This is a genomic window from Methylomonas sp. EFPC1, assembly GCF_016925515.1.
In the GTDB taxonomy this organism is placed as follows: domain Bacteria; phylum Pseudomonadota; class Gammaproteobacteria; order Methylococcales; family Methylomonadaceae; genus Methylomonas; species Methylomonas defluvii.
The window spans coordinates 4298573-4323700 of record NZ_CP070494.1 but is presented as its reverse complement, the minus strand read 5'-3'; the positions used below and the strand labels follow the sequence as shown (position 1 = coordinate 4323700).

Below are 25128 nucleotides of genomic sequence, written 5' to 3'. Positions count from 1 at the left end.
AATATACCACTGTTAGTGCAAAATCATGAACCAGGCAGATATTAAAATACTCATCGTCGACGACGAGCCGAACGTGCTGAAAGCGCTGACGCGGTTGCTGAAACAGTACGAACCCGTTACCGCAACCAGCGGCGAGGAAGCACTGTTGTTAGCTGAGGAACATAGCTTTGATTTGGTGATTTCCGATTACCGAATGCCGGGTATTAACGGTATCGATTTTTTGATTTTATTCAAGCGCATGCAGCCGGATGCTGTGCGCATTGTGTTGACCGGCTTTGCCGACCTGGAAGGCGCCCAGCACGCCATCAATGAGGCGGAAGTATTTCGCTTTATCAACAAGCCCTGGAGCAATCTGGAAATTGTCAATGTGGTCGAGAACGGTCTGGCGCACAAACGGATGTTGTTGGAAAATCGGGCCTTGGCCGATCAGGTGCGGGCGCAGCAAATACTCCTGAATGAAAAAGAAGCGATTATTAAAGCGCTGGAAGCTGAGGAGCCGGGTATCACCCAAGTGAATTGGGCGCAGGACGGCTCGATTATTCTCGATGACGAAGATTTTAAATAGACAGTATTGCCGGCTCTATTGGTAATTATTTCCGCGATACCGTTAATCCTGCGAAATCGGGGGCCAAAGTATTAAGCGGGCTCCCGCCAGTCCGAGAGCCGCTTTGTTTAGAACGGAGTTACAGCTGTTCGGTACGCTCGTCATTACTAAAGGCATTGAAAAATTGCTTCGCGGTTCTGCCGTTTTTGGCGGCATTCTGATGGGCAAAATCCAGCGCCGATTTGTGTAAAGCCTCGCGGTTGCCGCGATAATCGACGAAATAGCTGTCGACAATATCCAGGTATGTCTGAGTATGCTGCGGGTAAAACGCCAGCCGCAAACCGAAGCGGTCGGACAGTGAGATTTTTTCCTCAATGGTGTCGGAATAATGCACCTCGTTGTCAATCAGCAGCGTATCCAGATTGTCGCGCATATGTTCCGGCAGCAAATGGCGGCGATTGGACGTGGCGTAAAACAGCACATTCTCCGGCGGCATTTCAATAGAGCCTTCCAATACACTTTTCAGCGGCTTGTAGAGAGCGTCGCCGTTCTCAAACGATAAATCGTCGCAATAAATAATAAAACGCTGATTATGTTCGCGAATGTCGTCGACGATTTCCGGCAGATACAGTAAATCTTGTTTATCCACTTCGATGACTCGTAAACCTTCATGCAAATATTCGTTCAACAAGGCTTTCACCAGCGAGGATTTGCCAGTGCCGCGCGCGCCCCATAACAAGGCATTATTCGCCGGCAGTCCCGCCAGAAAACGCAGCGTGTTGTCTATCATTTGCTGCTTTTGCGGCTCTATGCCCAGCAGTTGATCCAGCCGGATCGGATCGATTTGCCGAACAGGACGCAGAAACGCCTGGCGCTGACGCCAAATTGCCGCATAGGTGTGGTTCCAATCTATCATCTGTGATCCTTTACTGGGGCCGGTCAAAGTGCCGGGTTGTCTAAAGAAATGGAAAGTGTATAAATTTTAGACAATTTAACACCACTCTAAGCACAGCAACAACTTAGAGCGGCTTTTAACGGGTTGCCAACAGACTTATCCACAGATTTTGTGGGCAAGTTATAGCGGTTGTGGAAATGTGACTACCCACTGTAGCCAGTATGTGCCGCTTGCGTGGGTAACCAAGGACTGCTTAGACTTTATTTTAAGTCGCGGCTTTGGCGGCCGAGGCGCGTTTCTGCGCGATGATCGACTCATAATCGATTGTTATCATTTAAACGATAGCTATTGGCTATTTACGGGGTGGCTATGAATCTGCGGGATTTACATTATTTGATCGCCGTTGCCGACTTGCGCAGCTTTGTGCAGGCTGCCGACCGTTGTTGCATCAGCCAGCCGACCTTGAGTACCCAGATTAAAAAGTTGGAAGATGAATTGGGTATCCAGATTTTCGAGCGCACCAACAAAAAAGTGCTGCCTACCGAGCTAGGCGAGCAGATCGTGGCGTCGGCAAGGCGCATCTTGAAGGAGCAAGACAATATCAAGGAACTGGCTGCGACAGCCCAGGACCCGTTGGCCGGTAACCTGCGTTTCGGCGCGTTTCCAACCTTGGCGACCTATTTGTTTCCGCCACTGGTACCGCTAATCAAAAAGGATTTGCCACGCATCCGCCTGATTTTAGTCGAGGAAAAAACCGAGCAATTGTTACAGCAACTTCGCAGCGGGCAGATGGATTGCGCTTTGCTGGCTCTGCCGATTTACGAGGATTTCCTGGAAAGCCAGGCCTTGTTCGACGACGAGTTTCTACTGGCGGTCGCAGACGGTCATCCGTTGGCGGTCAAGCCGCAAGTCGAGCCAGACGATCTAAACGGCGAACATTTGCTGTTGCTTGACGAAGGCCATTGCCTGCGTGGGCATGCCTTGCAAATCTGCCAAACAATCGGCGCCGACGAAGAACAGGATCTTCGCGCCACCAGCCTGGAAACCTTGCGGCAAATGGTTCGCGCCGGTACCGGCATCACCTTCATGCCACGTATCGCGGTGCGAGACGAACCGGGGCTACGTTATCTGCCATTCGCTGAGCCGGCGCCGAGCCGGACCATAGGCATGGTTTGGCGCAAGACCAGTGCCAGAGGGGAGCTGATTCGGCGCTTGAGCGGCTTGGTGCAGGATGCTGCTAAGGACATTTAGGTATACACCGCTGGCGTGGCAACTATTTTATTGGCAGTTCGTGATCTGACGGCCAAATGACATTTTCCACGAAAACCTTTGATGTTCTTTTGCTCTGTATGGCAGCCTGTCGGCTGTGGGCGCTCGCTAGAAGTTAATTTGTATTTAGCCGACAAAATGGCGGGCCTTGTCTCGTATGTCCGTTTAAAAGCTGAGATAAGTACTTACTGCGGGATACTGGAGTAATCCCCGCCGGGAAATTACAAATCGTCTAATATTTGCAAGGTCCTTAAGCCTTATTGCGCCTGATAACAGCCTGATGCTTGGACTATTTGAAGGCGGAGATACGAGGCTCGACAAAAATTACGACCATTTCCACTAATGCCTTGAGCCTTGTGGCGAAGCAAACACGTTGCCCGTGCCGGGCTTTTACCTTGGGAGTACCCATCATGAACAAAAAACAGTTGTTACCTGTTGCTATCGTATTGTTGACGTCGCAGCCGGTTCTCGCCAGCGTGTCCAGTTCATTCGATGTCGACAGCGAGAACTGGCAAATCGTCAGTTTTGCCGATTTCAGCCAGAACAATTATTCGATCATCGGCCAATACCAACCCAGTCATGTATCAGGTGGTGGCAATCCCGGCAATTATCTGGCCGCCACCGACCCTGACAGCGGCGATTTTACCTTCTCCGCTCCCGCGGCTTTCTTGGGCTCGCAGCTCGGCGCTACCGGGCTGTCCTACGATCTCACGTATCGCGATGGCGATGTCAATTGGCAAACCACCGACGTCATGTTAGTTGGCAACGGCCAACGCCTACTCTGGAAACGCGACCCGAACATCGTGCCGGATAGTAGCTGGACTCATATCAGTCTGACTTTTGCGCCCTCCTCGGAATGGCGGCTGGGCAGCACAGGCGGGGTGTTTGCCAGTCAAAGTGATTTTCAAAATGTCCTGTCCAATTTGAGTGGGTTGTACATTCACGGCGAATTTACCAACGGTATCATCGAAACCGCCGGCCTGGATAATGTAGTGTTGCAAACGGTGCCGCTACCGGGAGCGTTTTGGTTATTTGGCGTGGGGGTTGTGGGGTTTTGGTCTTTTAGTCGCAGGGGATAATGCGCTGGGTTGTGGTGTGGTTGTGTCGCTGGTGCGCCGGCTGGTTTTGAAGTCGGGTCTCGGCTCGACAGCCGAGTAACTTTCGCTACGAAAACCATCCTTGGTTTTCGCCCTTCGGGCCAGCCTATCGGCTGTTCAAATTCGTTCCAGACGAATTTGTGTTTGGCCAAAGAAAAGTCACCCGGATGCCGCTTGTTTCCTGCGCTCCGAAGCTTTTGGCGGGGGTTGGCGAAAGGGGCTTCCTGCCCCTTCGCCAACGTGCGGCATCCCTGCCGCACCCCTTCGGGCTATTCCCACCAAAAGTTCCGGTGCTCGGCGCGGCATGGGGGAGAAAGCCCAAGTCGCGAGATTTGAAATTGCCTACATTTGCGTAACTTGTAACTCATAGAGCGCATTCACGTTAGCGAAATTCGCCAAATTATCGAGGGCCCAAAAGCGGTGCAATACTAATTAGCTTATTGGCGTCTAAAAGATTGCGTGTTATGGCTCTGGATAACGATTGACAAGATTTTATCTAAATTTAAGAAGGCTGATATTCAGCCAGGGATTTGTGAACTCAATGAATCATGAATGGCCATCAATTAGGGTTGTGCATTTAAAAGGAGGGCTGCGCTGTACAAATGAAGCTAATCCTAAATGTGAACTTTACCCTGCTTCAAAAAATCAATCTTTTATTTTTAATACGTCACACTATAAACTGCTCTACAGTAGTATCGAATCATTGAATCAAGAAATCATTGGAATTGAATTCATTGATAACTCATATCAGGCTAAAGGCGCTGACCTTCCAGAATGGAGAGCGTACAACAAATCTTGTAGTGATAGATGGATAAATGAAGAGGCCGCCATATTATGGGGCAATCTAGGAAATAGCGCATATACAATTAAAGATGGGCGTCTTTGGGACTTATCAAATCGAATATCTCACCAGTTGAGGGTGTGTGGTTGGAGGGTAAAAGAACTTTCTGACAGATACCATGAACAGCTTTTGGCAATCCTCGAACGGGAGAATCACGTCAAAGAAATTAAGTTTATGGATAATTTTACATGGTTGTGTTATTTGTCTATTCAGACGTTCCTGATTGATGCATGCATACTTAGAGATTATCTTGCTGAATTTATTGCAGCTCATATAGTTGATTTTCATAATATAAGAAACAAAAATATAAATTCAATGTCTTCATTATTAAAAGACATAAAGAAAATGTCTATAGAAGATGTGTTGATTCGTGAATTATTATCAATAACTAGTGGTAATGGTTGGCTGAAAGCTTTAGGCGAGTATAGGGACTTGGTCGTGCACTCTGCTCCGATTGCTCAAGCAGAAAAGATACTGTTTGCAAATTACAAATTAATTGAATTTTGCAATAAAAAAATTCCGATTATTGAATGTCCTATGCCCCAAGATCCATCTAAGGCCTCTAAAGCAAGGCATAGTCGCTCTTTGTTCGAAGACTTTGATGATCTTATAAAAACTTTTGCTGGATTAACGGACGCTCCCAGCGTTAGTGTAGATGGACTAAATTATTGTCACTCAACGCTAGGTTACTTATCGAACTTTGCTTATAAAGTTGGATTAAGATCACGAATTGAACCAACTATAAAAACTATCTCAAACAAAGACATCATTGGAGGCTTCATATATAAAAAAATATGACTCTGCTTCGACTCATATTGAAATAAGGGATGGTTTTGTTCCCGCTATTCCACCCCTCGCCAAAAGTGAGAAGCTCAGGAAATAGGCTGTCGGGCCGAGACCCGACATATAAAAATCGTCGCGTTAGCGACACAAAATCACTTTTCGTATAAACAAAAACTTGCTCTAACCAGTTTTTGTTTATACATTAATGCCTCATGATCATCGAGTTCGATCCTGTAAAAAACGCCAGAAACATAATCGAACGTGGCTTAAGCTTCGAGCGAGTGGCAGATTTTGACTGGTCTAGCGCCATTGCAACGGAAGATGTTCGTAAAGATCATCCGGAGCGACGTTTTGTTGCGATTGGTTATCTTGATGGGCGACTACATGTCCTATGTTTTACTCCCGTGACCGGTGGAATCCGCGTCATTAGTTTCCGAAAAGCAAATTTAAGAGAGGCCCGCAAATATGGCAGAACCAATACCATTAACTGATGCAGGCGGCGAAGTCCGAAATCTGACCGAAACCGATTTTAAACAAATGCGCCCCGCCGGCGAGGTGTTTGCCGAGTTATTTGGGACGGAGCAGGCGGTTGAAATGCTTAGGCCTAAAGGTGGCCGGCCACGTAAGGATTCACCGAAAGTATTTACCGGGATTAGGTTGGATGCAGAGGTGCTGGAGGCGTTTCGTGCTACCGGCAAAGGCTGGCAGACTAGGATGAACGATGCCTTGAAAGAATGGCTGAAGGATCATTCGCCAGCATAATTTGCAGGCCGGAAATACTTTCGCTTATCCGGCCTCCGCGAGTTTGTTGATTAAATCCTAAATTCCGCCGACCGAGCATGCGCAGTAAGACTCTCGCCCCGCGCCAACACTGAAGCAATCTTGCCCAAGTTCTGCGCGCCAACCGCTGAGCAATTGATCAAACTGCTGCGCTTTTGGAAATCGTAAACCCCTAAAGGCGATGAGTAGCGGGCCGTGCTGGAGGTGGGCAGGACATGGTTCGGTCCGGCGCAATAATCGCCCAGCGCTTCGGCGGTGAAGCGGCCCATGAAGATGGCGCCGGCATTATGAATTTGCTCGCACAAGGCTTCCGGTTCCGCTACGGACAACTCTAGATGCTCCGGGGCGATGCGGTTGGCGACTTGCGCGGCTTCGGACAAATTAGCGACTTTGATGAACGCGCCGCGACCGGTCAAGGATGCGCGGATGATGTCGGCGCGTTCCATGTCTGGGAGCAATTTGTTGATGCTGGCTTCCACTTGCTGCAGAAACGCGGGATCATCGCTGATTAAAATGGCCTGGGCGTTTTCGTCGTGTTCGGCTTGCGAGAACATATCCATCGCGATCCAGTCCGGGTTGGTCTGGCCGTCGCAGATGATCAAAATTTCGGAAGGTCCGGCAATCATGTCGATACCGACTTGGCCGAATACCAGTTTCTTTGCGGTGGCGACATAGATGTTGCCGGGGCCGACGATTTTATCCACCGCCGGAATCGATTCGGTACCGTAAGCCAGAGCTGCAACCGCTTGGGCGCCGCCGATGGTGAATACGCGGTCTAAGCCGGCCACGTGCGCCGCCGCCAATACCAGGGCATTGGTTTCGCCGCGCGGGGTGGGGACGACCATGATCAATTCGCCGACGCCGGCGACTTTCGCCGGAATCGCGTTCATCAAGACCGAAGACGGATAAGCGGCTTTGCCGCCCGGCACGTAGAGGCCGGCTTTATCCAATGCGGTGACTTTTTGGCCCAGTACGGTGCCGTCTAGCTCGGTGTATTGCCAGGATTGCAGCTTCTGATGCTCGGCATAAGCACGGACGCGGTCGGCGGCGGTTTGCAAAGCAATGGCTTGGGTGCTGGGTAAAGTATCCCAGGCCTGTTGTAATGCAGCTCGGTCCAGTTCCAGTTCGGAGGCGGCTTTAAACGCGGTGCCGTCGAAGCGGTTGGTGTATTCCAGCAAGGCTTTGTCGCCGCGCTTTTTTACGTCGGCGATGATGTCCAATACCCGTTTGTGTATCTCTAAATCATCGCTGGCATCCCAGGCTAAACGGGCTTGCAATTGTTTGTCAAAGTCGATTGCCGCGCTATCTAGGCAGAGCATTTTGATCGCAGTCATGATTACGCCCTCTGGGCCAACGTGGTTTCGAACTGGTCGATGAGCGCTTGAATGGCTTGATGTTTCATTTTCATCGCTGCTTTATTCACCACTAGTCGAGAGGTGATGTTGGCGATTAGTTCCCGTGGCTCCAGGCCGTTGGCTTTTAGGGTGTTGCCGGTATCGACCAAATCGACGATGCAATCGGCCAATCCGACCAGCGGCGCTAACTCCATCGAACCGTAGAGCTTGATGATTTCGGCTTGTATCCCCAGGTTGGCGTAATAACGCTGTGCGGTTTTGACGTATTTGGTGGCGACCCGCAAGCGGCCTTTCACTTCCGGGGCATTAACCGGGCCGGCGGTCATCAAGCGGCAACCGGCAATGCCTAAATCCAAAGGTTCGTAAAGGCTCTCCGCGCCGTGTTCCATCAACACGTCCTTGCCGGCGATGCCCAAGTCCGCTGCGCCGTATTCCACAAAGGTGGGAACGTCGGTGGCGCGGATGATCACCAACTGCACGTCGGGGCGGGTGGTTTGCAGAATCAGCTTCCGGCTCTTGTCCGGATCGTCGATCGGCGTGATGCCGGCCTGTTCCAGAAACGGCAGGGCTTCTTCGTAAATACGGCCTTTGGATACGGCAATGGTCAACATGGTTTTGCTAGTAATTTAGTTAGGAACGCGGCGAATGGTAGCGCCCAGTTGTGACAATTTTTCTTCGATATGGTCGTAGCCACGGTCGATATGGTAAATCCGATCCACCAGGGTTTCGCCCTCTGCGACCAGAGCGGCTAAGACTAGGCTGGCAGAAGCCCGCAGATCGGTAGCCATGACCGGCGCTGCTTTCAATTGTCCGCTGCCTGTACAAATGGCGGTATTAGATTCCAATTTGATTTGTGCGCCCATGCGTTGCAGCTCCTGCACGTGCATGAAACGGTTTTCAAATACAGTTTCGGTGATCAGGCCTACGCCTTCGGCGACCGAATTTAGCGCGGTAAATTGCGCCTGCATGTCGGTCGGGAAAGCTGGATAGGGCGCGGTGCGCACGGTGACGGCTTTTGGACGCTTGCCGTGCATATTCAATTCAATCCAATTCTCGCCGCAGGTGATGTCGGCGCCAGCTTCTTTTAATTTGACCAATACCGCGTCTAGGGTATTGGGGTCGGTGTTTTTCAGTTTGACGTGGCCGCGGCTAATTGCGCCTGCCACCAGATACGTGCCGGTTTCGATGCGGTCGGGGAGGATGTCGTAATGCAAACCTTCGACGCCCAGTCTTTCCACGCCTTCCACTGTTAAAATATCGGTGCCGACGCCGGTGATTTTGGCGCCCATTTTATTTAGAAAATGCGCCAAATCGGTGACTTCCGGTTCTTTCGCGGCGTTTTCGATGATGGTCACGCCTTCGGCCAGTGTGGCGGCCATTAGAATGTTTTCGGTGCCGGTCACGGTGACTTTATCCAGCACCAGATGGCAGCCTTGCAAGCGTTTGACCTTGGCGTGGATATAGCCGGCTTCGACGGTAATGTCGGCGCCCATTTTCAGCAGCGAGTCGATGTGAATATCTACAGGCCGTGTGCCGATGGCGCAGCCGCCGGGCAACGAGACATACGCTTCGCCGAAACGCGCCAGCAAGGGGCCCAATACCAGAATCGAGGCGCGCATGGTTTTCACCAGCTCATAAGGCGCTTCGTATTTGTGAATGGTGCTGGTATCGACTTCGATGTTCATTTTTTCGTCGACGGTCAGTCCCACGCCCATTTGTCCCAACAATTCCATGGTAGTAGTAATGTCGTGCAAATGCGGAATGTTGCCGACGCTGACCGGCACATCGGACAACAAGGTGGCGGCAAGAATAGGCAGGGCGGCGTTTTTGGCACCGGAGATTCTCAGTTCGCCGTGTAGCGGTTGGCCGCCGGTAATCAGTAATTTATCCATGGATTTTTATTGGTTTGTAAATTGGAATGCAGCTTAATGCGTGTGGGTTGCAAAATATTCGGTTTCGTCCAAGCCGCTGAGTTTGGCCAATGCCAGCAGCTGAGCCGGAATGTTCTTGAAGGACAGCTTGACCCGGCCCATCCGGCTGAGCCTGATCCATTCGATCATCAAGGCCAGGCCGGCGCTATCGGTGGTCTGGACTTTAGCTAGATCGATGCACATGCTGTCCATGCCTTTCAGAAACTTGAAGGATTGCAAGGTTTGTTTGTCGATGCTGGCAAAAGTCAGGCTGCCTTCCACGGTAAAGTGGCCGGGCGACTGTTCGGTTAATGTCAGCTTGGACATTATTTGCCTTCCGCTTTGTTCAGCATGAATTTGCCTATCATTTCTTCCAGCACGATGGCGGAGCTGGTGATGTCGATGGTGCTTTTATCCTTTAAATATTCGTCCGACGAGCCTGGGTCCAGGCTGACGTACTGCTCACCCAGCAGGCCTGCGGTATAAATGCTCACGCCGGAATCGCTGGGTAGATTGTTGTATTGCGATTCGATGCGCATTTCCACGACCGATTCGTGGCTGTCCTTGTCCAGCCTGATTGCGGATACCCGGCCGATGCGCACGCCGGCAACCGACACCGGGGATTTGACTTTTAGACCGCCGCTGTTTTGAAAATGGGCGATGACCGTGTAGCTGTCGTCGCTGCTGTAGCTGCCGAGATTGCTGACTTGCAGCGCCATGTAAAACAAGGCGGCGATGCCGCTGGCGACAAAAAAACCGACCAGAGTATCCTGGGTTTTGGAATGCTGCATGTTAAATGTCTCCAAACATGAGTGCGGTTAAAATGAAATCGAGGGCCAGTACCGAGAAGGCCGAATTGACCACAGTGCGGGTGGTGGCGCGGCTGACGCCTTCTGAAGTGGGGATGGCATCGTAGCCTTCGAACAAGGCAATCCAGGACACTACGAAGCCGAACACCACGCTTTTCAGCACGCCGTTGATGATGTCTTCTTGAAAATCGATACTGGCCTGCATTTGCGCCCAAAACGCGCCGTCATCTACGCCGAGCATACCCACGCCGACCAGATGGCCGCCCATGATGCCAATGGCGCTAAACAAGGCGGCAAGTAAGGGCATGGACAGAAAGCCTGCCAAAAAACGCGGGGAAATGATGCGTTTGATCGGGTCTACGGCCATCATTTCCATGCCTGACAGTTGTTCGGTGGCCTTCATCAAGCCGATTTCGGCGGTCAATGCCGAGCCTGCCCGGCCGGCAAACAATAGTGCCGACACTACAGGGCCTAATTCGCGTACCAATGAGGCAGCCACCATCACGCCCAGCGATTCCTCTGCGCCGAAGTCGGACAGAATATTAAAACCTTGTAAACCTAAAACCATGCCGACGAACAGGCCGGAGATGGTGATAATCAAAAATGACAAAACCCCTACCGAATACACCTGTTTGATCAGCAGGTTGGGGCGTGGCAGCACGTCGCTAATGCCGGTCAGCGTGTGGCTCAGAAAAAACGAAGCGCGGCCGAGCTTGGCAAAGCTGCTGCGCGTGGCTTTTCCCAGATTTTGCAGGAATTGAAACATGGTTGAATACAAGGTGGTTATTTGCTCGCCAGCAGATCGTCTAGGTAATCAGGCGCCGAATAGTGAAAGTGTACAGGGCCGTCGGCATCACCGTGCATAAACTGTTGCACCCACTCCGAATCGGATTGTTGTAATTCTTGCGGGGTGCCTTGGCCGATGATTTTGCCTCCCGACAAGACATAGATGTAATCGGCGATGGCGGCGGTTTCTTGTACGTCGTGCGAGACGATGATACTGGTCAGGCCCAGAGTGGTGTTTAGCGCCTTGATCAAGTGTACCAGCGCGCCCTTGGAAATGGGGTCTTGGCCGGTAAACGGTTCGTCGTACATGATCATTAGCGGATCCAGAGCGATGGCACGTGCTAAAGCTACCCGCCTGGCCATGCCGCCGGACAACTCGTTGGGCATTAAATGGCGGGCACCGCGCAAACCGACGGCGTGCAGTTTCATCAATACCAAGGTGCGAATCATCGATTCCGGCAAGTGGGTATGTTCGCGCATCGGAAACGCCACATTGTCATAGACGCTCATATCCGTGAGCAGCGCGCCGCTTTGAAACAACATGCCCATGCGTTTGCGCAATTCGTAGAGTTCCCGAGGTTTCAGGCGGTGAACATTTTGCCCGTCCACGTGGATTTGGCCGCGATCCGGGGTTAACTGGCCGCCGATCAATTTCAACAGCGTGGTTTTGCCGGTGCCGCTGGGGCCCATGATGGCCGTGACTTTGCCGCGCTGAATCTCCAGGCTGACAGCGTCGAAAATTTTCCTGGGGCCTCTGGAAAAGCTCAAGTTGCTAATCGAAACGATATTGTCTTCAGGACTTGCGCTATTGGCCATTTACCGGAATCAAAAGAGTTTTTGGATTGGGAACAGGCTATTTTCTATGACTGGCCGAGAATAAGTCAATGACTTGGGGTGAAAAGTCGGTTAATAACATGCAATAATGGTTCCTTTTTGTTTGGGTGCGTGGAGTTAATTTCCGTGGGTTGTGATCAAGACATACAGGCGTTGGCGTTGGCGGTGATTCAGACCGAAATGCAGGCGGTTGCCGGCTTGGCTGCACGCATCGATGAGCAATTTGTCAGTGCCTGCCGGTTGCTGCTGGCTTGTAAAGGCCGGGTGGTGGTTACCGGTATGGGCAAATCCGGGCATATAGCGGGTAAAATTGCCGCCACGCTGGCCAGCACCGGCACCCCGGCTTTTTTTGTGCATCCAGGCGAAGCGAGTCACGGCGATTTGGGGATGATTACCCGGCAGGACGTGGTGCTGGCCTTGTCCAATTCCGGCGAAACCGAAGAAATCCTGACGATATTGCCTATTATTAAGCGACTCGGCGTGCCGCTGATTGCGTTGACGGGTAATCCCGAATCGGCCTTGGCTCGGTTTGCCAGCGTACACATCAATGTGGCTGTCGAGCATGAGGCTTGTCCGTTGGGTTTGGCGCCGACTGCCAGCACCACGGCGGCATTGGTCATGGGCGATGCGTTAGCCGTGTCACTATTGGAAACCAAGGGTTTTACCCGCGACGATTTTGCTTTATCGCATCCAGGCGGTAGCTTGGGTAAGCGCTTGTTGTTGCAGGTTAACGACATCATGCACCGCGGCAGTGAAGTGCCGGTGGTGACGGATAGTGTTTTAGTGAGCGATGCCTTGCTGGAAATGACCGGCAAGAAGCTGGGCATGACCGCAGTGGTCGATGGCGAAGGCCGGGTCGCCGGGATATTTACCGACGGTGATTTGCGGCGCATGTTGGAAAAAAATCTGGATGTGCATGCGACACGCATCGCCGAAGTCATGACGGGTCCTTGTAAAGTGATCGATGTGAATATGTTGGCGGCGGAAGCCATGCAAATCATGGAAAGTAAAAAAATCAATGCCCTGCTGGTCGTCGACAGCCAACAAAAATTGTTGGGCGCCTTGAATATGCACGACTTGCTGCGGGCCGGCATAGTCTGAGAGTGACGAGTGATGTTCGATTTAACCCCCCAATTACTGAGTGCTGTTAAGCGGCTAAAGCTGTTGATTCTGGATGTGGATGGCGTGCTGACCGACGGTCGTTTGTTTTTCGACGATAACGGCAAAGAATACAAATGTTTTCACGCGCGCGACGGGCATGGCATTAAATTGTTGCGTCAGACTGGTGTAGAAGTGGCGGTGATTTCCGGCCGCAAATCCAATTCGGTCGCGCTACGCATGCAGAGTCTTGGAGTCGAGCTTGTCTACCAAGGTCACGAGAACAAGCGCGCGGCATTCGCGGAAATTTTGCAGCGTCTGGCGCTAACGGCGGAACAAGTGGCTTATGTAGGCGACGATATTCTGGATTTGCCGGTGATGCGTCAAGTGGGTTTTGCGGTGGCAGTGCAAGATGCCAATTTCGTGCTAAAGAATTATGCTCATTGGCAAACACAGACAGCCGGCGGTTTAGGCGCGGTTCGGGAAGTATGCGATTTAATCATGCAAGTCCAGGATAGCTTTGACGGCGTACTGCAAACCTATTTATGACCGTACTGAAAAATCTACAGATTTTTATTTATGTTGGCTTGGCCGCATTGTTGTCATGGTGGCTGGTACAGCTGAATGAACAGCGTGACGCCGAAATGAAAATTGTCGAAAATAGCCCGGATTTTTTTAGCTTGGGTTATTTCAAAAAGGAAATGAATATCGACGGTGTGCCGAAAAGCGAATTGGCCGCGGAAAAAATGCAGCACTTTAAAGCCGACGGCAGCACGCATCTGGAAAAGCCGGTGATGACTTTGTATAACCCCAACCAGATGCCTTGGCTAATCAAGGCCGACAGCGGCGTGATGGCGGTGGACGGCGATAATTTGCAACTTAACGGTAGTGCTTATATCAACCGGGAAGCCTCGAAAACCAATTCGGCGCTGACCATCAATACATCGGATTTGCGAGTAAAACTCGCCAGCCATTATGCGGAGACACAGGCGTGGACGGAGATCATCAGCCCACCCAACAAAACGGCGGGAGTAGGAATGGAAGCGACTTTTGTTAGTCCGATTCACCTGAAATTGTTGTCCAAAGTGAAAGGTCGCTATGAAATTAAGTAAAATGGTCGGTGTAGGCCTGTTATTCTCGGCGCGGATGGCGTTTGGTCTGGAGTCGGATTCCGAACAACCCATCTATATCGACTCGGATAATGCGGTTTACGACGAAAAGGCGCAGATCAGCACCTATACCGGCAATGTGGTCGCTACGCAGGGGACGATCAGAATCGATGGCGACAAATTGGTGGTTTATCTGAAAGATGGCGCGATTATCAAATTGATTGCTACAGGTAAACCGTCGCGATTCAAACAGTTGCCGGCGGTGGGCAAGGAAGAAATGCACGGGGAGGGCTTGATCAACGAATTTTACCCCGACCAGAATTTGCTGAAATTTATGAAAAATGCCTCGGTCTGGCAGGGCGATGCTAAACAATCCAGTGAGTATATCGAGTACGATACCAAGAACTCCTTGCTGAAAGCTGGTGAAGCGCAATCCGACGGCAAGCGCGTGCACTCGGTGATTAAACCCAAGCCTAAGCAGGCGCAATAATGGCGCGATTGGTTGCGGAACAGCTGTTTAAACGCTACAACAATCGAAATGTGGTCGATGGGGTCAGCCTGAGGGTGGACACCGGGGAAGTCGTAGGTTTGTTGGGTCCGAACGGAGCCGGGAAAACCACCAGCTTTTACATGATGGTGGGCTTGGTCAAAGCCGATAGCGGCGAGATTTTTTTTGACGAGCAGCGCATCACGCATCATCCGATGCACCGGCGCGCGCGCTTGGGAATCGGTTATCTGGCGCAAGAGGCTTCGGTCTTTCGTAAATTGAGTGTGGCCGATAATTTACGCGCGGTATTGCAGATTCGGGTCGATTTGACCGATGGGCAAATCGAGTTGTTGATCGATGAGTTATTGACAGAGTTTAATATCAACCACTTACGTAATCAGGTGGCGCTTGGTTTGTCAGGTGGGGAGCGGCGCAGGGTGGAAATCGCCAGGGCGTTGGCTAGTGAGCCGCAATTTATTCTGCTAGACGAACCGTTTGCCGGCGTCGATCCTATTTCGGTGCTGGAGTTGCAAAAAATCATTGCGCACTTGAAGCATCGCGGTATCGGGATTTTGATTACCGAGCACAAAGTGCGGGAGACTTTGGAGATTTGCGATCGCGCTTATATTTTGAACAATGGGAAGGTTATCGCCGAAGGCCAGTCGCGCCAGTTGGTGGATAACGAAGAGGTGCGTAGAGTGTATCTGGGCGAGAAATTTAGTTTATGAAATTCGAATAGTCATGAAGCAATCTCTACAACTCCGTATCGGTCAGAGTCTGACCATGACGCCGCAATTGCAACAGGCTATTAAGCTGTTGCAGATGTCGACTTTGGACTTACAACAGGAAATTCAGCAAGCCTTGGAATCCAACATGATGTTGGAGATCGACGAAGAGGAGCTGCCTAATCTGGAGTTTCGCGATAAAAAACTCGAAAACACCGATCAGCAAACCAGCGAAGGCTCGCAAACCGATATGCCGGACGAATTACCGGTCGATGTCAGTTGGGACGATGTCTACGAAAGCTCTTTGCCCAGCGGTGGCGATGAGGGCGATAGTCCGGAATTCGAGGCCTTTCGCGGCAAATCCGAGTCTTTACGCGATCATCTGGTTTGGCAGCTGGAGCTGATTCCGATTTCTGACCGCGATTATGCGATAGCTACCGCTATCATCGACGCGATTAACGATGACGGTTATGTGACCAGCGAATTGGCGGATATTTTTCAGGGACTCCAGGATCAACTGGAAGGCTTGGAAATGGATGAAGTCCTGGCCGTGTTGCATAGGGTGCAAAACTTTGATCCCGTCGGTGTGGCGGCGTTGGATTTGGCTGACTGCCTGGGTTTGCAATTGCAACAGTTACCGGCTACGACGCCTTATCGGTCGGAGGCTTTGGAGTTTGTGCACAGGCATTTGGATTTGTTGGCCAGTTGCGATCAAGCGCGCTTGATGAAGAGGATAGGGATGACCGAGGATGTATTAAAGGGGGTGCTGGCGTTAATCAGAACCCTGGATCCCAAGCCTGGCGCTCGCTTGCAGGATTCTGATGTCGAATATGTGGTGCCTGATGTGTTCGTCGCCAAAGTCAACGGACAGTGGCTGGTTAATCTGAACCCGGAGATAGCGCCCAAATTGCGCGTCAATCCTTTTTATTCTGGGATGATCAAACGCGCCGACAATAGTCATGACAATGTCAGCATGAAAAACCATCTGCAGGAAGCGCGCTGGTTTATTAAAAGTTTGCATAGCCGCAACGACACTTTGTTGAGAGTGGCGAGAAGCATCGTCGAAAAACAAGGCGATTTTTTCGAGCACGGCGCGATTGCGATGAAGCCGATGGTATTGCGCGATATCGCCGAGGAATTGGAATTGCACGAATCCACCATCTCCAGGGTCACCACGCAAAAATACATGCACACTCCACACGGTGTGATCGAATTTAAATATTTTTTCTCCAGCCATGTCAGTACCGATGGCGGGGGAGAGTGTTCGGCGACCGCAATTCGGGCGCTGATAAAAGAGTTGGTCGGCAGTGAAAACCCGGCCAAGCCATTGAGCGATAGTAAAATATCGGACTTATTGAATGAGAAGGGCATTAATGTCGCGCGCCGCACCATTGCCAAATATCGGGAAGCGATGTCCATTCCTTCAACCAGCCAGCGGAAAAGGCATATTTGATCAATCTGGAAGAATAATTTTTAAAAACAGGAGTATTCCATGCAAGTCAGTATCACAGGTCATCACGTAGAAGTCACCGAAGCATTAAAAGCCTACGTGGATGAAAAAATCAGCAAAATCAAACGTCATTTCGACAATGTCGTTGATGTTCACGTCATTTTGACCGTTGAGAAATTGGAGCAAAAAGCCGAAGCGGCGGTACAAATCAGCGGTGCCAAACTGTATGCCGAAGACGTACAAGAAGATATGTACGCGGCTATCGACAACATGGTCGACAAACTCGACAGACAAATCGTCAAACATAAAGAAAAAAATCAAAACCATCGTTAATTATGGGCTTGCGCGGTACAGGGTGAACGCGATTTTCGCTCTGTATCGTTTTGCATATGAAACTAGTCATCGTCAGCGGCTTATCGGGATCGGGTAAAAGTATCGCGTTGGATACTTTGGAAGATTGCGGCTATTACTGTATCGACAATCTTCCCGTGACCTTGCTTGAGGATTTTGTCGATCATGTCATGCTGAAAGACCCGGCGACCTATAGTAAAACCGCTATCGGTATCGATGCCAGAAACCGTAACCAGAAGTTAGCCGATTTCCCGGATAGCCTGACTTTTATTCGCAGCAAAGGTATCGATTGCGAACTGGTTTTCATGGAAGCGGATGAGAGCATCATTCTGAAGCGCTACAGTGAAACGCGCCGCCGCCATCCGTTGACCACCGAAAGTAGGCCGCTGCGCGAGGCTTTGGAAATCGAACGGGAAATGCTGCGACCCCTGGCAGCTCGTGCCGATATACTTATAGATACCAGTTTCACCCACTATCATCAGTTACGGGATTTGCTGAAAAACCGTTTGGGCGAAAAAGGCAAAAGTTCTTTGTCGATTTTGTTTCAGTCTTTCGGTTTTAAATACGGTATCCCGTTGGATGCCGACTTCGTGTTCGATGCCCGCAGTTTGCCCAATCCCTATTGGGCGCCGGAGCTGCGAGGATTGACCGGTAAACACGCCGAGGTCATCGATTTTTTGCAGAATGAAGTGATCGTCAAAGAGTTTCTGCATGATATAGGTTATTTCATCGGTCGCTGGGCGCCGCGCTTCGAATCGGATAATCGCAGTTATTTAACCATAGCGATCGGCTGTACCGGCGGGCAACATCGTTCGGTTTATCTGGTCGAGGCATTGAGTAAGCACTTTCAAACTATTACTCCTAACGTTATCGTCAGGCATAGGGAATTGCGTTAACGCAATTGCCTGGCCCAATTTCTTGGTTTTTACCCATGACATCAGCAGCAAAGCTTGAAAATACCGAGCATCTTTTAGATCGCGCCATCGAAGTGCTGACAAAAGACTCTCTGATCGAGATTAGGAACCTAGTGCGTTCCTTATACCCGGCGGAAGCGGCGCATATTCTCGAGTCATTGGAGCCGGAACTGCGAGCCAAGCTGTGGGCGTTGATTCCGCCCAGCGTGATCGGCGAAATTCTGGTCGAGATAAATGTCGAAGTGGGTAGCAGCTTGCTGAAAATTACCGACAGGAAAGATTTGATTGCCGCAACTGAATCCATGGGCCATGACGGTATGGTCGATCTGCTGCATGTATTGCCTGAGCCTTTGCTGTCGCAAGTGATGGAATCTATCGGTGTACATAACCGCAATCGCATCGAAAAGGCGCTTAGCTATGACGAGCATACCGCCGGCGGCTTGATGTCTGACGATGTGTTAACCATTCGCGCCGATGTAACGCTGGATGTCGTGACGCGATATTTGCGCTTGCGCGGTAATATGCCGACTGCAACAGACAGTCTAATCGTGGTGGATCGCAAAGAGCAGTTTCAGGGCTTGTTGCCGATTAATCAATTGTTGACCCACGACCCGCATACCAAAGTTGAGTCGATCATGGATACCCGTAGCTCAGGTATTCCCTACGGTATGCCTAGCCGGGATGTGGCTGGTTTGTTCGAGCGCCGAAAATTGTTGTCCGCGCCCGTGTTAGCCAATGACGGTAAGGTTTTGGGGCGCGTCACTATCGACGATGTCGTGGGTTTGATTCGCGAAGAAGCCAATCACTCCTTAATGAGCATGGCCGGCTTGAGCGAAGAGCAGGATATGTTTGCGCCGGTATTTAGTAGTGCCAAGCGTCGTGCGCTTTGGTTGGGCGTGAATTTGCTTACCGCATTCTTGGCGGCTTCAGTCATCGATTTGTTTGAGGCTACTATTCAACAGATCGTCGCATTGGCGGTATTGATGCCGATTGTAGCGTCTATGGGGGGTATAGCCGGCAGTCAGACTTTGACACTGGTTGTCAGGGGCTTGGCCTTGCGACAAGTCACCACCGGTAACGCCGTGAGTTTATTGTTTAAAGAGGTCTCGGTCGGCCTGCTAAACGGCTTGGTTTGGGCTGCTGTGGTGGCGGTAGTGGCTGGGCTGTGGTTCCACAATCCGCATATCGGTATGTTGCTCGGCGTGGCGATGATGATCAATTTAGTGTGCGCGGCTTTGTCCGGCGTGGCGATTCCGGTGTTGTTGGATAAGATCGGTGTAGACCCTGCGCTGGCTGGCGGTGTGTTGCTGACCACAGTTACCGATGTGGTTGGATTCATGGCCTTTTTGGGCTTAGCAACCTTGTTTTTACTGTAAGGAACTGTGCTTTTTGTCACGGAAAATGATAGTATTTCGGGCATTCAGTAGCGGATTTTCCAAACTCGATGTCAACCGGCGCACCTACTTCGCAAAAAATAGCTTTGGAGTTTAAAAGCACGTCACTGACCGTGCCGGTGTTGCTGCTAGCCAGTAACGACATCTCTCTGATCGATCAGCAGCTCAAGGAAAAAGTGGTTCAAGCTCCCGAGTTTTTTAAAAACTCGCCCTTGCTGATCGATCTGCAAAAACTTAACGCTCAAAATCTGCCAATTGATTTCACCGAAATAGTCACTATCGTCCGTCAGCACGGCTTCATGCCGATAGGGGTACGCGGGGGTAACGAACATCAGAACGGCGACGCTTTGGCTATGAATTTGCCCCAGCATTCCCTGCACGGCAGCAATGTGCCCTTAGTCAATAAAGCACCGGCAAAAACCTTGCCGACACCTGCTGCGGAAGAGCAAAAGCAAGCTAATCAGTCAATTGAAAATAAGTTGGTGACACAGCCGATACGCTCGGGCCAGCGGGTTTATGCCAAAGGCGACTTGATCGTCACCGCAACCGTTAGTGCCGGCGCGGAAATCATGGCGGAAGGTAATATTCATATATACGGATCCCTGCGCGGACGAGCGCTTGCCGGCGTGCTGGGTAATGTCAATAGCCGTATTTTTTGTTCGGATTTGCAAGCCGAACTGATTTCGATAGCCGGCATTTACCAGCTTAGCGACGATTTGAGCAAGTATCCCGCGCACAAGCCCGTACAGATCAGTCTGGATAACCAGACGCTGATTATCAAAGATATTTAAGCTTTTCTTGGAGGAACAACATTGGCCAGAATTATCGTAGTAACATCGGGAAAAGGTGGTGTGGGCAAGACCACAACCAGCGCTGCTATCGCGATGGGCTTAGCGAAGCGCGGACATAAAACCGCTGTGATCGATTTCGATGTGGGGCTGCGTAATCTCGACTTGATCATGGGATGCGAGCGTCGCGTTGTTTATGATTTGGTCAATGTGATCAACAACGAAGCCACCCTAAATCAGGCCCTGATCAAGGACAAGCGTTGCGACCAGTTATTTATATTGCCGGCATCGCAAACCCGTGATAAAGATGCTTTAACAACGGAAGGTGTCGGCAAAATTCTGGAAGAGTTGTCTAAAGACTTTAAATACATCGTTTGCGACTCTCCGGCAGGAATAGAGCGCGGTGCTACACTTGCCATGTACTTTGCTGATGATGCATTTGTGGTAACCAACCCGGAAGTTTCCTCAGTTAGGGATTCGGATCGTATGCTGGGTATCTTGTCCAGCAAATCGCGCCGCGCCGAGAATGGCGAAGAGCCGATCAAGGAGTATTTGTTGTTGTCGCGTTATTCGCCGGATCGGGTGAAATTGGGCGAGATGCTCAGCGTTGACGATGTACAGGAAATTTTGTCGCTACATTTGTTGGGCGTTATCCCGGAGTCCAAATCTGTGTTGAATGCGTCAAACTCAGGCACACCGGTCATTCTCGACGAGCAAAGCGATGCAGGTCAGGCTTATGCAGACATCGTGGCGCGTTATTTGGGCGAAACCAAACCACATCGTTTTATCGAGGAAGAGAAAAAAGGCTTATTCAGTAAGCTATTCGGGAGCAAGTGATGAGTCTCTTAGATTATTTCAGATCCTCGAAAACCAATACGGCATCGCTGGCCAAGGAGAGATTGCAAATTCTGGTCGCCCATGAGCGTGCATCCAGAAATCAACCGTCCTATTTGCCCGAGTTGCAGCAAGAATTGCTGGCGGTGATCCGTAAATATGTCAATGTCGGGCAGGATGCCATTACCGTTAATTTTGAACAGGATGGAAACCAGGAAACCCTGGAACTTAATATTGTGCTGCCTGATGAGCGTTAGTTGTGCTGACTAGCTTTTGCCGCGGCTTGTGTTGCGTAAGGCTGGATAGCACGACTAAAACCCCCCGATTTTTTTTGTTGTTTAAATGATGAGGAGTTGAAATGGTGGATACAATTGGTGAAGCAGCTGGAGCAGTCTGGCAATATTTGCATACGCATGGCGAAGCTAGCGTTAATAAAGTCACGACCGAAACCGGCTTGGGTAAGAACGACGTCCAGCGAGCGATCGGTTGGCTGGCTAAAGAAGACAAACTGAATATTGAAATGAAAGGCCGCGTAGAAACCCTTTCATTGAAATAAAAGTTTTCCCGCAACCTGCTTAAGGTTGAGCTAAGCGTGGCGACATTCAATACCGGCTCTTTGCCGGTTTGAGCGTCGCCGGGGTTTGCCCTTGGGCGGGTTCCTAAATGCCGCTGTGTTTTGTTGGTAAATCTGTTACCTGACAGGAATGCGTGGCCCGCTTAGACACGCGCCAGTCGCTCTGTCGAAATCAGATACCGTAGCAAGCGCATTTAAATTTGCCGACGGAATGGCTGCGTAATGCCGTGAAAATTAAAAAATACTGATTCTAATAACCCTCTATTGCGGAGTCTTTCTGTCGAAATGAAAGCCAAAATTGCCACATTTTTCACCTTGGTGCTACTGGTTGTCATCAACCTGGGTATCTGGTCTTACGTCAATAATCCGTTAAAACTGCCATCCTGGAGCGATACCATGATGGGGGTGACCTTTAACCCCAAAGGTCGGGATTTCAATCCAGCGGATGGCGTGTTTCCGACACGGGAACAGATTCAATCGGATCTGGAGTTATTGTCCGGTAAAGCCCATTCGATAAGAACCTATACCGCGCTGGAGGGGATGGAGGTTGTGCCTGAGTTGACAGCCAAGAATGCGATCAATCTGGCGATGGGCTGTTGGGTGGATTTGGTTGATGACGATAGCGCCGAGGACGATCCGCAAAAAAAGTTAGAGAGCACGCAGAAGCGGCTGGATAAAAATCAGCGCGAAGTCGAAAGCCTAATCAACCTAACCAATCAATATCCAAAAACCATTGTTCGCACGTTGGTGGGTAACGAATCCTTGTTACGGTACAGAAACAAGGTTAGTGGACCTATCGCACAGAAAGTCCGTCAAGAATTTTCCGGTTCGATGAGCGAGCAAGATTTGCAGCTGAAAATCGAGGCTGATGTTAAGGCGGAAGTGGCCGGCAAAGCTAACGAACTGATCGAGTACGTTCGCGAAGTAAAAAAACGCACCTGGAAACCGGTTAGTACAGCTGAAACCTGGGATATATGGGTAGCAAACCCGGCCTTGGCGGCGGAAGTCGATTACATCGCTGTGCATATTCTGCCCTACTGGGAAGGCGTGCCGGTCGATTTACCCAAAGGTGCAGAAGGTGATAACGCGGTCGAATATGTATTCAAGCGTTATTACGAGTTGCAGCAGTTGTACCCCAACAAAACCATCGTGATTACCGAGGTGGGTTGGCCGTCCGACGGCCCTCCGCAAAAAGCCGCGACTGCTTCGTTGGCGAATCAAGCCAAGTTTTTGCGTGAGTTCCTGAATCGTGCGACTGCCGAAAACATTATTTACTATGTGGTCGAAGCTTTCGATCAACCCTGGAAGATCAAGCTGGAAGGTACGGCTGGTGCTTACTGGGGCTTATTCAATGCTGATCGTCAGCCTAAATTCCCGATGGAAGGTGATGTGTTGGCAAATCCGACCTGGCGTAACTGGGCCAGTGGCGCGGCGGTACTCAGCATTATCTTGATGGCGGCCTTCTTGTTTACCCGCAAAAGCTTGAAGCTGCCGGGTAAATTTTTCTTCGGCATCGTCGCTAACTTGGCGGCGTCGGTATTGTTCTGGTCGGCATCAATTGCTGCCGCTCAATACCAAACCAGTTTTTCGGTGGTGTTCTGGGCAATTTTGCTGATGATGCAGGCCATGGCTATCTTGGTGTTGCTGACCGAGAGTCTGGAGATTTCCGAAGTCATCTGGCACCGCAAGGGCCGCCGTACTTTCCAGCCGTTGACGCCGCCGGCCGGTTTCCGTTATCCGAAAGTGTCGATCCATTTGCCGATCCACAACGAGCCACCGGAAATGGTGCGCAAGACCCTGAATGCGTTGGCTAAGGTCGATTATCCGAACTACGAAGTATTGGTGATGGATAACAACACCAAGGATCCGACAGTTTGGCAGCCGGTGCGTGACGATTGCGACCGCCTTGGCCCGAAGTTCCGCTTCTTCCATCTGGATAACTGGCCCGGTTACAAGGCCGGTGCGATCAACTACGCATTGACCAATACCGCTGAAGATGCCGAAATCATCGCGGTCATCGACAGCGACTACATTCTGAACCCCGATTGGCTGAAAGCGATGGTGCCGTATTTCGATCAGGAAAATGTCGGCTTTGTGCAGTCGCCCCAGGATTACCGTGATTCTGGGCAAAGCACTTTCAAGGATATTTGCTACTGGGAGTATGCCGGCTTTTTTAATATCGGCATGGTGCAACGTAACGAATTCAACGCCATCATCCAACACGGCACGATGACGATGGTCCGCAAGTCGGCGTTCGACAAAGTTGGTCCGTGGGGCGAATGGTGTATCTGCGAGGATAGCGAATTGGGCTTGCGTCTTTATGAAGCGGGTTACGACTCGGTGTACTGCAAGGAGTCTTTCGGTCGCGGCCTGATGCCGGATACCTTCTCCGGCTATATGACCCAACGTTTCCGCTGGGTATACGGCGCGATGCAGATCATCAAAAAGCATTGGCGGCATTTCTTGCCCAACAAAAAGTCTTCGCTTACTTCGGCACAGCGTTACTATTTTGTGGCAGGTTGGTTGCCTTGGTTTTCAGATGCCTTGGCCCTGTTGTTTACCGGCACCAGCTTGATATTGACCGCGCTGATCGTGTCGGATCCTATTCATAGCGAATTGCCGGTAAACGCCTTCCTGTTGCCGACCATCGGCCTGTTTGCATTCAAAATCTTGCGCGGTTTGTGGTTGTACAAGGCGCGGGTGGCTTGTTCAATGCTGCATGCATTAGGTGCGGCGCTGGCCGGGTTATCGCTGACGCATACCGTGGCACGGGGTACCTTGCAAGGTTTGTTTACCTCAGGCAAACCCTTCATGCGCACGCCAAAATACGAGCAGCAAGGGCCGTTGGTGGCGGGGTTATTGATTATTTGGCAGGAGTTGTTATTGCTGACCTTGTTGCTTGCCGGCATCCTGGCGATGCGCTCTATCGAGCATTTCGATAACTTGAGCGGCAGGTTGTGGATGGCGGTATTGGCGGTGCAATCCGTACCTTACGTCGCCACGTTGCTGACGATTCTGATCAGCGTTGCGCCTAATTATTTTCCAGGCAAAAAACTCTCCGCCGATGAGTTAGACGCGGACGAATAAATACCGCTTGCTTGGTCTCTGAAGACCCTTGTCGGCCGAACGGCTGGCAAGGGTTTTTTTGTTTAGCGGGCGAGGGCCGGTTCCAGTTGCTACCTGAGCTGTTGTCGCTGTTTTGAGTGTCAGCATCAAAACAATGGATATGGCGGCGAATAAAATAAACTATGTTATATGACTTATTTCTAGTGAGTCATTTGCCACATAGATGGGTGGTTGTAGTGGCGTATTTGATGATGTGTTTTATTAATTGATTGATAAAAAAGCACAATTGTATTTAGGGTTATAAATTGCTTATATCTACAAATGGTTGTTTTAAAGTGTGTGAGATCACCAGAAACCGTTGGTGTTTTAAATAGCGCTTTTGCCGACAATTAGCCCTTAGCGAGAACAAATCGCATACCTTCGCAATTTTTTAAA

The 25128-nt window shown here is 50.6% G+C and carries 28 protein-coding genes; 20 read left to right on the top strand and 8 right to left on the bottom strand.

The annotated features are described in order from the left end of the window. The first annotated feature begins 25 nt into the window (after window positions 1-25). Complete coding sequence (locus JWZ98_RS19880) at window positions 26-565, top strand: response regulator (protein WP_033157719.1); 540 nt, start codon at window positions 26-28, stop codon at window positions 563-565. 118 nt (window positions 566-683) lie between these two features. Here the strand turns inward: JWZ98_RS19880 and JWZ98_RS19875 are convergent, their stop codons facing one another. Next, entirely contained in the window at window positions 684-1460 is a 777-nt protein-coding gene (locus JWZ98_RS19875; protein ID WP_101054482.1) for an ATP-binding protein, read from the bottom strand. Window positions 1461-1808: 348 nt separating this feature from the next. Between JWZ98_RS19875 and JWZ98_RS19870 the strand changes: the two genes are divergently transcribed. From JWZ98_RS19870 to JWZ98_RS19850, 5 genes are all read left to right on the top strand, one after another. Then, a complete protein-coding gene (locus tag JWZ98_RS19870; protein ID WP_205451484.1) occupies window positions 1809-2690 on the top strand; it encodes a LysR substrate-binding domain-containing protein in 882 nt (293 codons plus the stop codon). Window positions 2691-3118: 428 nt separating this feature from the next. Then, on the top strand, window positions 3119-3787 hold the full coding sequence (locus JWZ98_RS19865) for a laminin B domain-containing protein (RefSeq protein ID WP_205451483.1): 669 nt from the start codon (window positions 3119-3121) through the stop codon (window positions 3785-3787). Between the two features lie 559 nt (window positions 3788-4346). Next, a complete protein-coding gene (locus JWZ98_RS19860) occupies window positions 4347-5444 on the top strand; it encodes a hypothetical protein (RefSeq protein WP_205451482.1) in 1098 nt (365 codons plus the stop codon). Window positions 5445-5641: 197 nt separating this feature from the next. Further along, on the top strand, window positions 5642-5920 hold the full coding sequence (locus tag JWZ98_RS19855) for a BrnT family toxin (protein WP_205451481.1): 279 nt from the start codon (window positions 5642-5644) through the stop codon (window positions 5918-5920). Beyond that, window positions 5895-6191 carry a BrnA antitoxin family protein gene (locus JWZ98_RS19850; RefSeq protein WP_205451480.1) on the top strand — a complete coding sequence of 99 codons (297 nt, stop codon included), beginning with the start codon at window positions 5895-5897 and terminating at the stop codon, window positions 6189-6191. The genes JWZ98_RS19855 and JWZ98_RS19850 overlap by 26 nt, the downstream gene beginning before the upstream one ends. Before the next feature lie 50 nt (window positions 6192-6241). Here JWZ98_RS19850 and hisD read toward each other — a convergent pair whose 3' ends face one another. The 7 genes from hisD to JWZ98_RS19815 are packed head-to-tail and all read right to left on the bottom strand — an operon-like array spanning window position 6242 to window position 11885. Beyond that, the gene (gene hisD / locus JWZ98_RS19845; protein WP_205451479.1) at window positions 6242-7543 is read right to left on the bottom strand and encodes a histidinol dehydrogenase; all 1302 of its coding nucleotides are present in this window, start codon (window positions 7541-7543) and stop codon (window positions 6242-6244) included. Between the two features lie 2 nt (window positions 7544-7545). After that, window positions 7546-8175: an ATP phosphoribosyltransferase gene (gene hisG / locus JWZ98_RS19840; protein WP_205451478.1), complete on the bottom strand. Its 630-nt coding sequence runs from the start codon at window positions 8173-8175 to the stop codon at window positions 7546-7548. A gap of 15 nt (window positions 8176-8190) precedes the next feature. Further along, window positions 8191-9456 (bottom strand): UDP-N-acetylglucosamine 1-carboxyvinyltransferase, encoded by a 1266-nt coding sequence (gene murA, locus JWZ98_RS19835; protein WP_205451477.1) that lies wholly within the window; start codon window positions 9454-9456, stop codon window positions 8191-8193. A 33-nt stretch (window positions 9457-9489) separates the two neighbouring features. Continuing rightward, window positions 9490-9801, bottom strand: coding sequence for an STAS domain-containing protein (locus JWZ98_RS19830; RefSeq protein WP_033157731.1), 312 nt, complete (start codon window positions 9799-9801; stop codon window positions 9490-9492). Continuing rightward, complete coding sequence (mlaD, locus tag JWZ98_RS19825) at window positions 9801-10265, bottom strand: outer membrane lipid asymmetry maintenance protein MlaD (protein WP_033157732.1); 465 nt, start codon at window positions 10263-10265, stop codon at window positions 9801-9803. Before mlaD ends, JWZ98_RS19830 begins: the two co-directional genes overlap by 1 nt. Before the next feature lies 1 nt (window position 10266). Beyond that, a complete protein-coding gene (mlaE, locus tag JWZ98_RS19820; protein ID WP_205451476.1) occupies window positions 10267-11049 on the bottom strand; it encodes a lipid asymmetry maintenance ABC transporter permease subunit MlaE in 783 nt (260 codons plus the stop codon). A 17-nt stretch (window positions 11050-11066) separates the two neighbouring features. Next, on the bottom strand, window positions 11067-11885 hold the full coding sequence (locus tag JWZ98_RS19815; RefSeq protein ID WP_205451475.1) for an ATP-binding cassette domain-containing protein: 819 nt from the start codon (window positions 11883-11885) through the stop codon (window positions 11067-11069). Window positions 11886-12029: 144 nt separating this feature from the next. Here JWZ98_RS19815 and JWZ98_RS19810 point away from each other — a divergent pair, with 144 nt between their 5' ends. The 14 genes from JWZ98_RS19810 (at window position 12030) to JWZ98_RS19745 (ending at window position 24714) form a co-directional block, all read left to right on the top strand. Then, window positions 12030-13004: a KpsF/GutQ family sugar-phosphate isomerase gene (locus JWZ98_RS19810; protein ID WP_171697417.1), complete on the top strand. Its 975-nt coding sequence runs from the start codon at window positions 12030-12032 to the stop codon at window positions 13002-13004. Between the two features lie 12 nt (window positions 13005-13016). Then, window positions 13017-13550: a 3-deoxy-manno-octulosonate-8-phosphatase KdsC gene (gene kdsC / locus JWZ98_RS19805; protein WP_205451474.1), complete on the top strand. Its 534-nt coding sequence runs from the start codon at window positions 13017-13019 to the stop codon at window positions 13548-13550. Next, on the top strand, window positions 13547-14113 hold the full coding sequence (gene lptC, locus JWZ98_RS19800; protein ID WP_205451473.1) for an LPS export ABC transporter periplasmic protein LptC: 567 nt from the start codon (window positions 13547-13549) through the stop codon (window positions 14111-14113). The genes kdsC and lptC overlap by 4 nt, the downstream gene beginning before the upstream one ends. Beyond that, on the top strand, window positions 14100-14600 hold the full coding sequence (lptA, locus tag JWZ98_RS19795) for a lipopolysaccharide transport periplasmic protein LptA (protein ID WP_171697419.1): 501 nt from the start codon (window positions 14100-14102) through the stop codon (window positions 14598-14600). Before lptC ends, lptA begins: the two co-directional genes overlap by 14 nt. Beyond that, window positions 14600-15325: an LPS export ABC transporter ATP-binding protein gene (lptB, locus tag JWZ98_RS19790; protein ID WP_205451472.1), complete on the top strand. Its 726-nt coding sequence runs from the start codon at window positions 14600-14602 to the stop codon at window positions 15323-15325. The genes lptA and lptB overlap by 1 nt, the downstream gene beginning before the upstream one ends. A 13-nt stretch (window positions 15326-15338) precedes the next feature. Next, window positions 15339-16775: an RNA polymerase factor sigma-54 gene (locus tag JWZ98_RS19785; protein WP_171697420.1), complete on the top strand. Its 1437-nt coding sequence runs from the start codon at window positions 15339-15341 to the stop codon at window positions 16773-16775. 39 nt (window positions 16776-16814) lie between these two features. Further along, a complete protein-coding gene (gene raiA / locus JWZ98_RS19780; protein ID WP_020483551.1) occupies window positions 16815-17105 on the top strand; it encodes a ribosome-associated translation inhibitor RaiA in 291 nt (96 codons plus the stop codon). 56 nt (window positions 17106-17161) lie between these two features. Further along, the gene (gene rapZ, locus JWZ98_RS19775; protein ID WP_205451471.1) at window positions 17162-18019 is read left to right on the top strand and encodes an RNase adapter RapZ; all 858 of its coding nucleotides are present in this window, start codon (window positions 17162-17164) and stop codon (window positions 18017-18019) included. 35 nt (window positions 18020-18054) lie between these two features. Then, window positions 18055-19413, top strand: coding sequence for a magnesium transporter (gene mgtE / locus JWZ98_RS19770; RefSeq protein ID WP_205451470.1), 1359 nt, complete (start codon window positions 18055-18057; stop codon window positions 19411-19413). Between the two features lie 68 nt (window positions 19414-19481). Continuing rightward, window positions 19482-20222, top strand: a complete 741-nt coding sequence (gene minC, locus JWZ98_RS19765) for a septum site-determining protein MinC (protein WP_101054456.1) — start codon at window positions 19482-19484, stop codon at window positions 20220-20222. Between the two features lie 21 nt (window positions 20223-20243). Continuing rightward, window positions 20244-21056, top strand: a complete 813-nt coding sequence (minD, locus tag JWZ98_RS19760) for a septum site-determining protein MinD (protein WP_033157742.1) — start codon at window positions 20244-20246, stop codon at window positions 21054-21056. Further along, entirely contained in the window at window positions 21056-21310 is a 255-nt protein-coding gene (minE, locus tag JWZ98_RS19755; RefSeq protein ID WP_020483546.1) for a cell division topological specificity factor MinE, read from the top strand. Before minD ends, minE begins: the two co-directional genes overlap by 1 nt. 101 nt (window positions 21311-21411) lie before the next feature. Next, entirely contained in the window at window positions 21412-21609 is a 198-nt protein-coding gene (locus JWZ98_RS19750; RefSeq protein WP_020483545.1) for a winged helix-turn-helix domain-containing protein, read from the top strand. Window positions 21610-21912: 303 nt separating this feature from the next. After that, window positions 21913-24714 carry a glycosyltransferase gene (locus tag JWZ98_RS19745; protein ID WP_205451469.1) on the top strand — a complete coding sequence of 934 codons (2802 nt, stop codon included), beginning with the start codon at window positions 21913-21915 and terminating at the stop codon, window positions 24712-24714. The last annotated feature ends 414 nt before the right edge of the window (window positions 24715-25128 follow it).

Coding starts and splice junctions, on each gene's coding strand:
- mgtE (WP_205451470.1), top strand. CDS start 18,055: ATGACATCAGCAGCAAAGCTTGAAAATACCGAGCATCTTTTAGATCGC.
- JWZ98_RS19880 (WP_033157719.1), top strand. CDS start 26: ATGAACCAGGCAGATATTAAAATACTCATCGTCGACGACGAGCCGAAC.
- hisG (WP_205451478.1), bottom strand. CDS start 8,175: ATGTTGACCATTGCCGTATCCAAAGGCCGTATTTACGAAGAAGCCCTG.
- rapZ (WP_205451471.1), top strand. CDS start 17,162: ATGAAACTAGTCATCGTCAGCGGCTTATCGGGATCGGGTAAAAGTATC.
- lptC (WP_205451473.1), top strand. CDS start 13,547: ATGACCGTACTGAAAAATCTACAGATTTTTATTTATGTTGGCTTGGCC.
- mlaD (WP_033157732.1), bottom strand. CDS start 10,265: ATGCAGCATTCCAAAACCCAGGATACTCTGGTCGGTTTTTTTGTCGCC.
- JWZ98_RS19830 (WP_033157731.1), bottom strand. CDS start 9,801: ATGTCCAAGCTGACATTAACCGAACAGTCGCCCGGCCACTTTACCGTG.
- JWZ98_RS19870 (WP_205451484.1), top strand. CDS start 1,809: ATGAATCTGCGGGATTTACATTATTTGATCGCCGTTGCCGACTTGCGC.
- JWZ98_RS19850 (WP_205451480.1), top strand. CDS start 5,895: ATGGCAGAACCAATACCATTAACTGATGCAGGCGGCGAAGTCCGAAAT.
- JWZ98_RS19860 (WP_205451482.1), top strand. CDS start 4,347: ATGAATCATGAATGGCCATCAATTAGGGTTGTGCATTTAAAAGGAGGG.
- lptA (WP_171697419.1), top strand. CDS start 14,100: ATGAAATTAAGTAAAATGGTCGGTGTAGGCCTGTTATTCTCGGCGCGG.
- JWZ98_RS19745 (WP_205451469.1), top strand. CDS start 21,913: ATGAAAGCCAAAATTGCCACATTTTTCACCTTGGTGCTACTGGTTGTC.
- lptB (WP_205451472.1), top strand. CDS start 14,600: ATGGCGCGATTGGTTGCGGAACAGCTGTTTAAACGCTACAACAATCGA.
- minE (WP_020483546.1), top strand. CDS start 21,056: ATGAGTCTCTTAGATTATTTCAGATCCTCGAAAACCAATACGGCATCG.
- hisD (WP_205451479.1), bottom strand. CDS start 7,543: ATGACTGCGATCAAAATGCTCTGCCTAGATAGCGCGGCAATCGACTTT.
- minC (WP_101054456.1), top strand. CDS start 19,482: ATGTCAACCGGCGCACCTACTTCGCAAAAAATAGCTTTGGAGTTTAAA.
- JWZ98_RS19750 (WP_020483545.1), top strand. CDS start 21,412: ATGGTGGATACAATTGGTGAAGCAGCTGGAGCAGTCTGGCAATATTTG.
- JWZ98_RS19815 (WP_205451475.1), bottom strand. CDS start 11,885: ATGGCCAATAGCGCAAGTCCTGAAGACAATATCGTTTCGATTAGCAAC.
- JWZ98_RS19785 (WP_171697420.1), top strand. CDS start 15,339: ATGAAGCAATCTCTACAACTCCGTATCGGTCAGAGTCTGACCATGACG.
- raiA (WP_020483551.1), top strand. CDS start 16,815: ATGCAAGTCAGTATCACAGGTCATCACGTAGAAGTCACCGAAGCATTA.
- JWZ98_RS19875 (WP_101054482.1), bottom strand. CDS start 1,460: ATGATAGATTGGAACCACACCTATGCGGCAATTTGGCGTCAGCGCCAG.
- JWZ98_RS19855 (WP_205451481.1), top strand. CDS start 5,642: ATGATCATCGAGTTCGATCCTGTAAAAAACGCCAGAAACATAATCGAA.
- JWZ98_RS19865 (WP_205451483.1), top strand. CDS start 3,119: ATGAACAAAAAACAGTTGTTACCTGTTGCTATCGTATTGTTGACGTCG.
- mlaE (WP_205451476.1), bottom strand. CDS start 11,049: ATGTTTCAATTCCTGCAAAATCTGGGAAAAGCCACGCGCAGCAGCTTT.
- murA (WP_205451477.1), bottom strand. CDS start 9,456: ATGGATAAATTACTGATTACCGGCGGCCAACCGCTACACGGCGAACTG.
- kdsC (WP_205451474.1), top strand. CDS start 13,017: ATGTTCGATTTAACCCCCCAATTACTGAGTGCTGTTAAGCGGCTAAAG.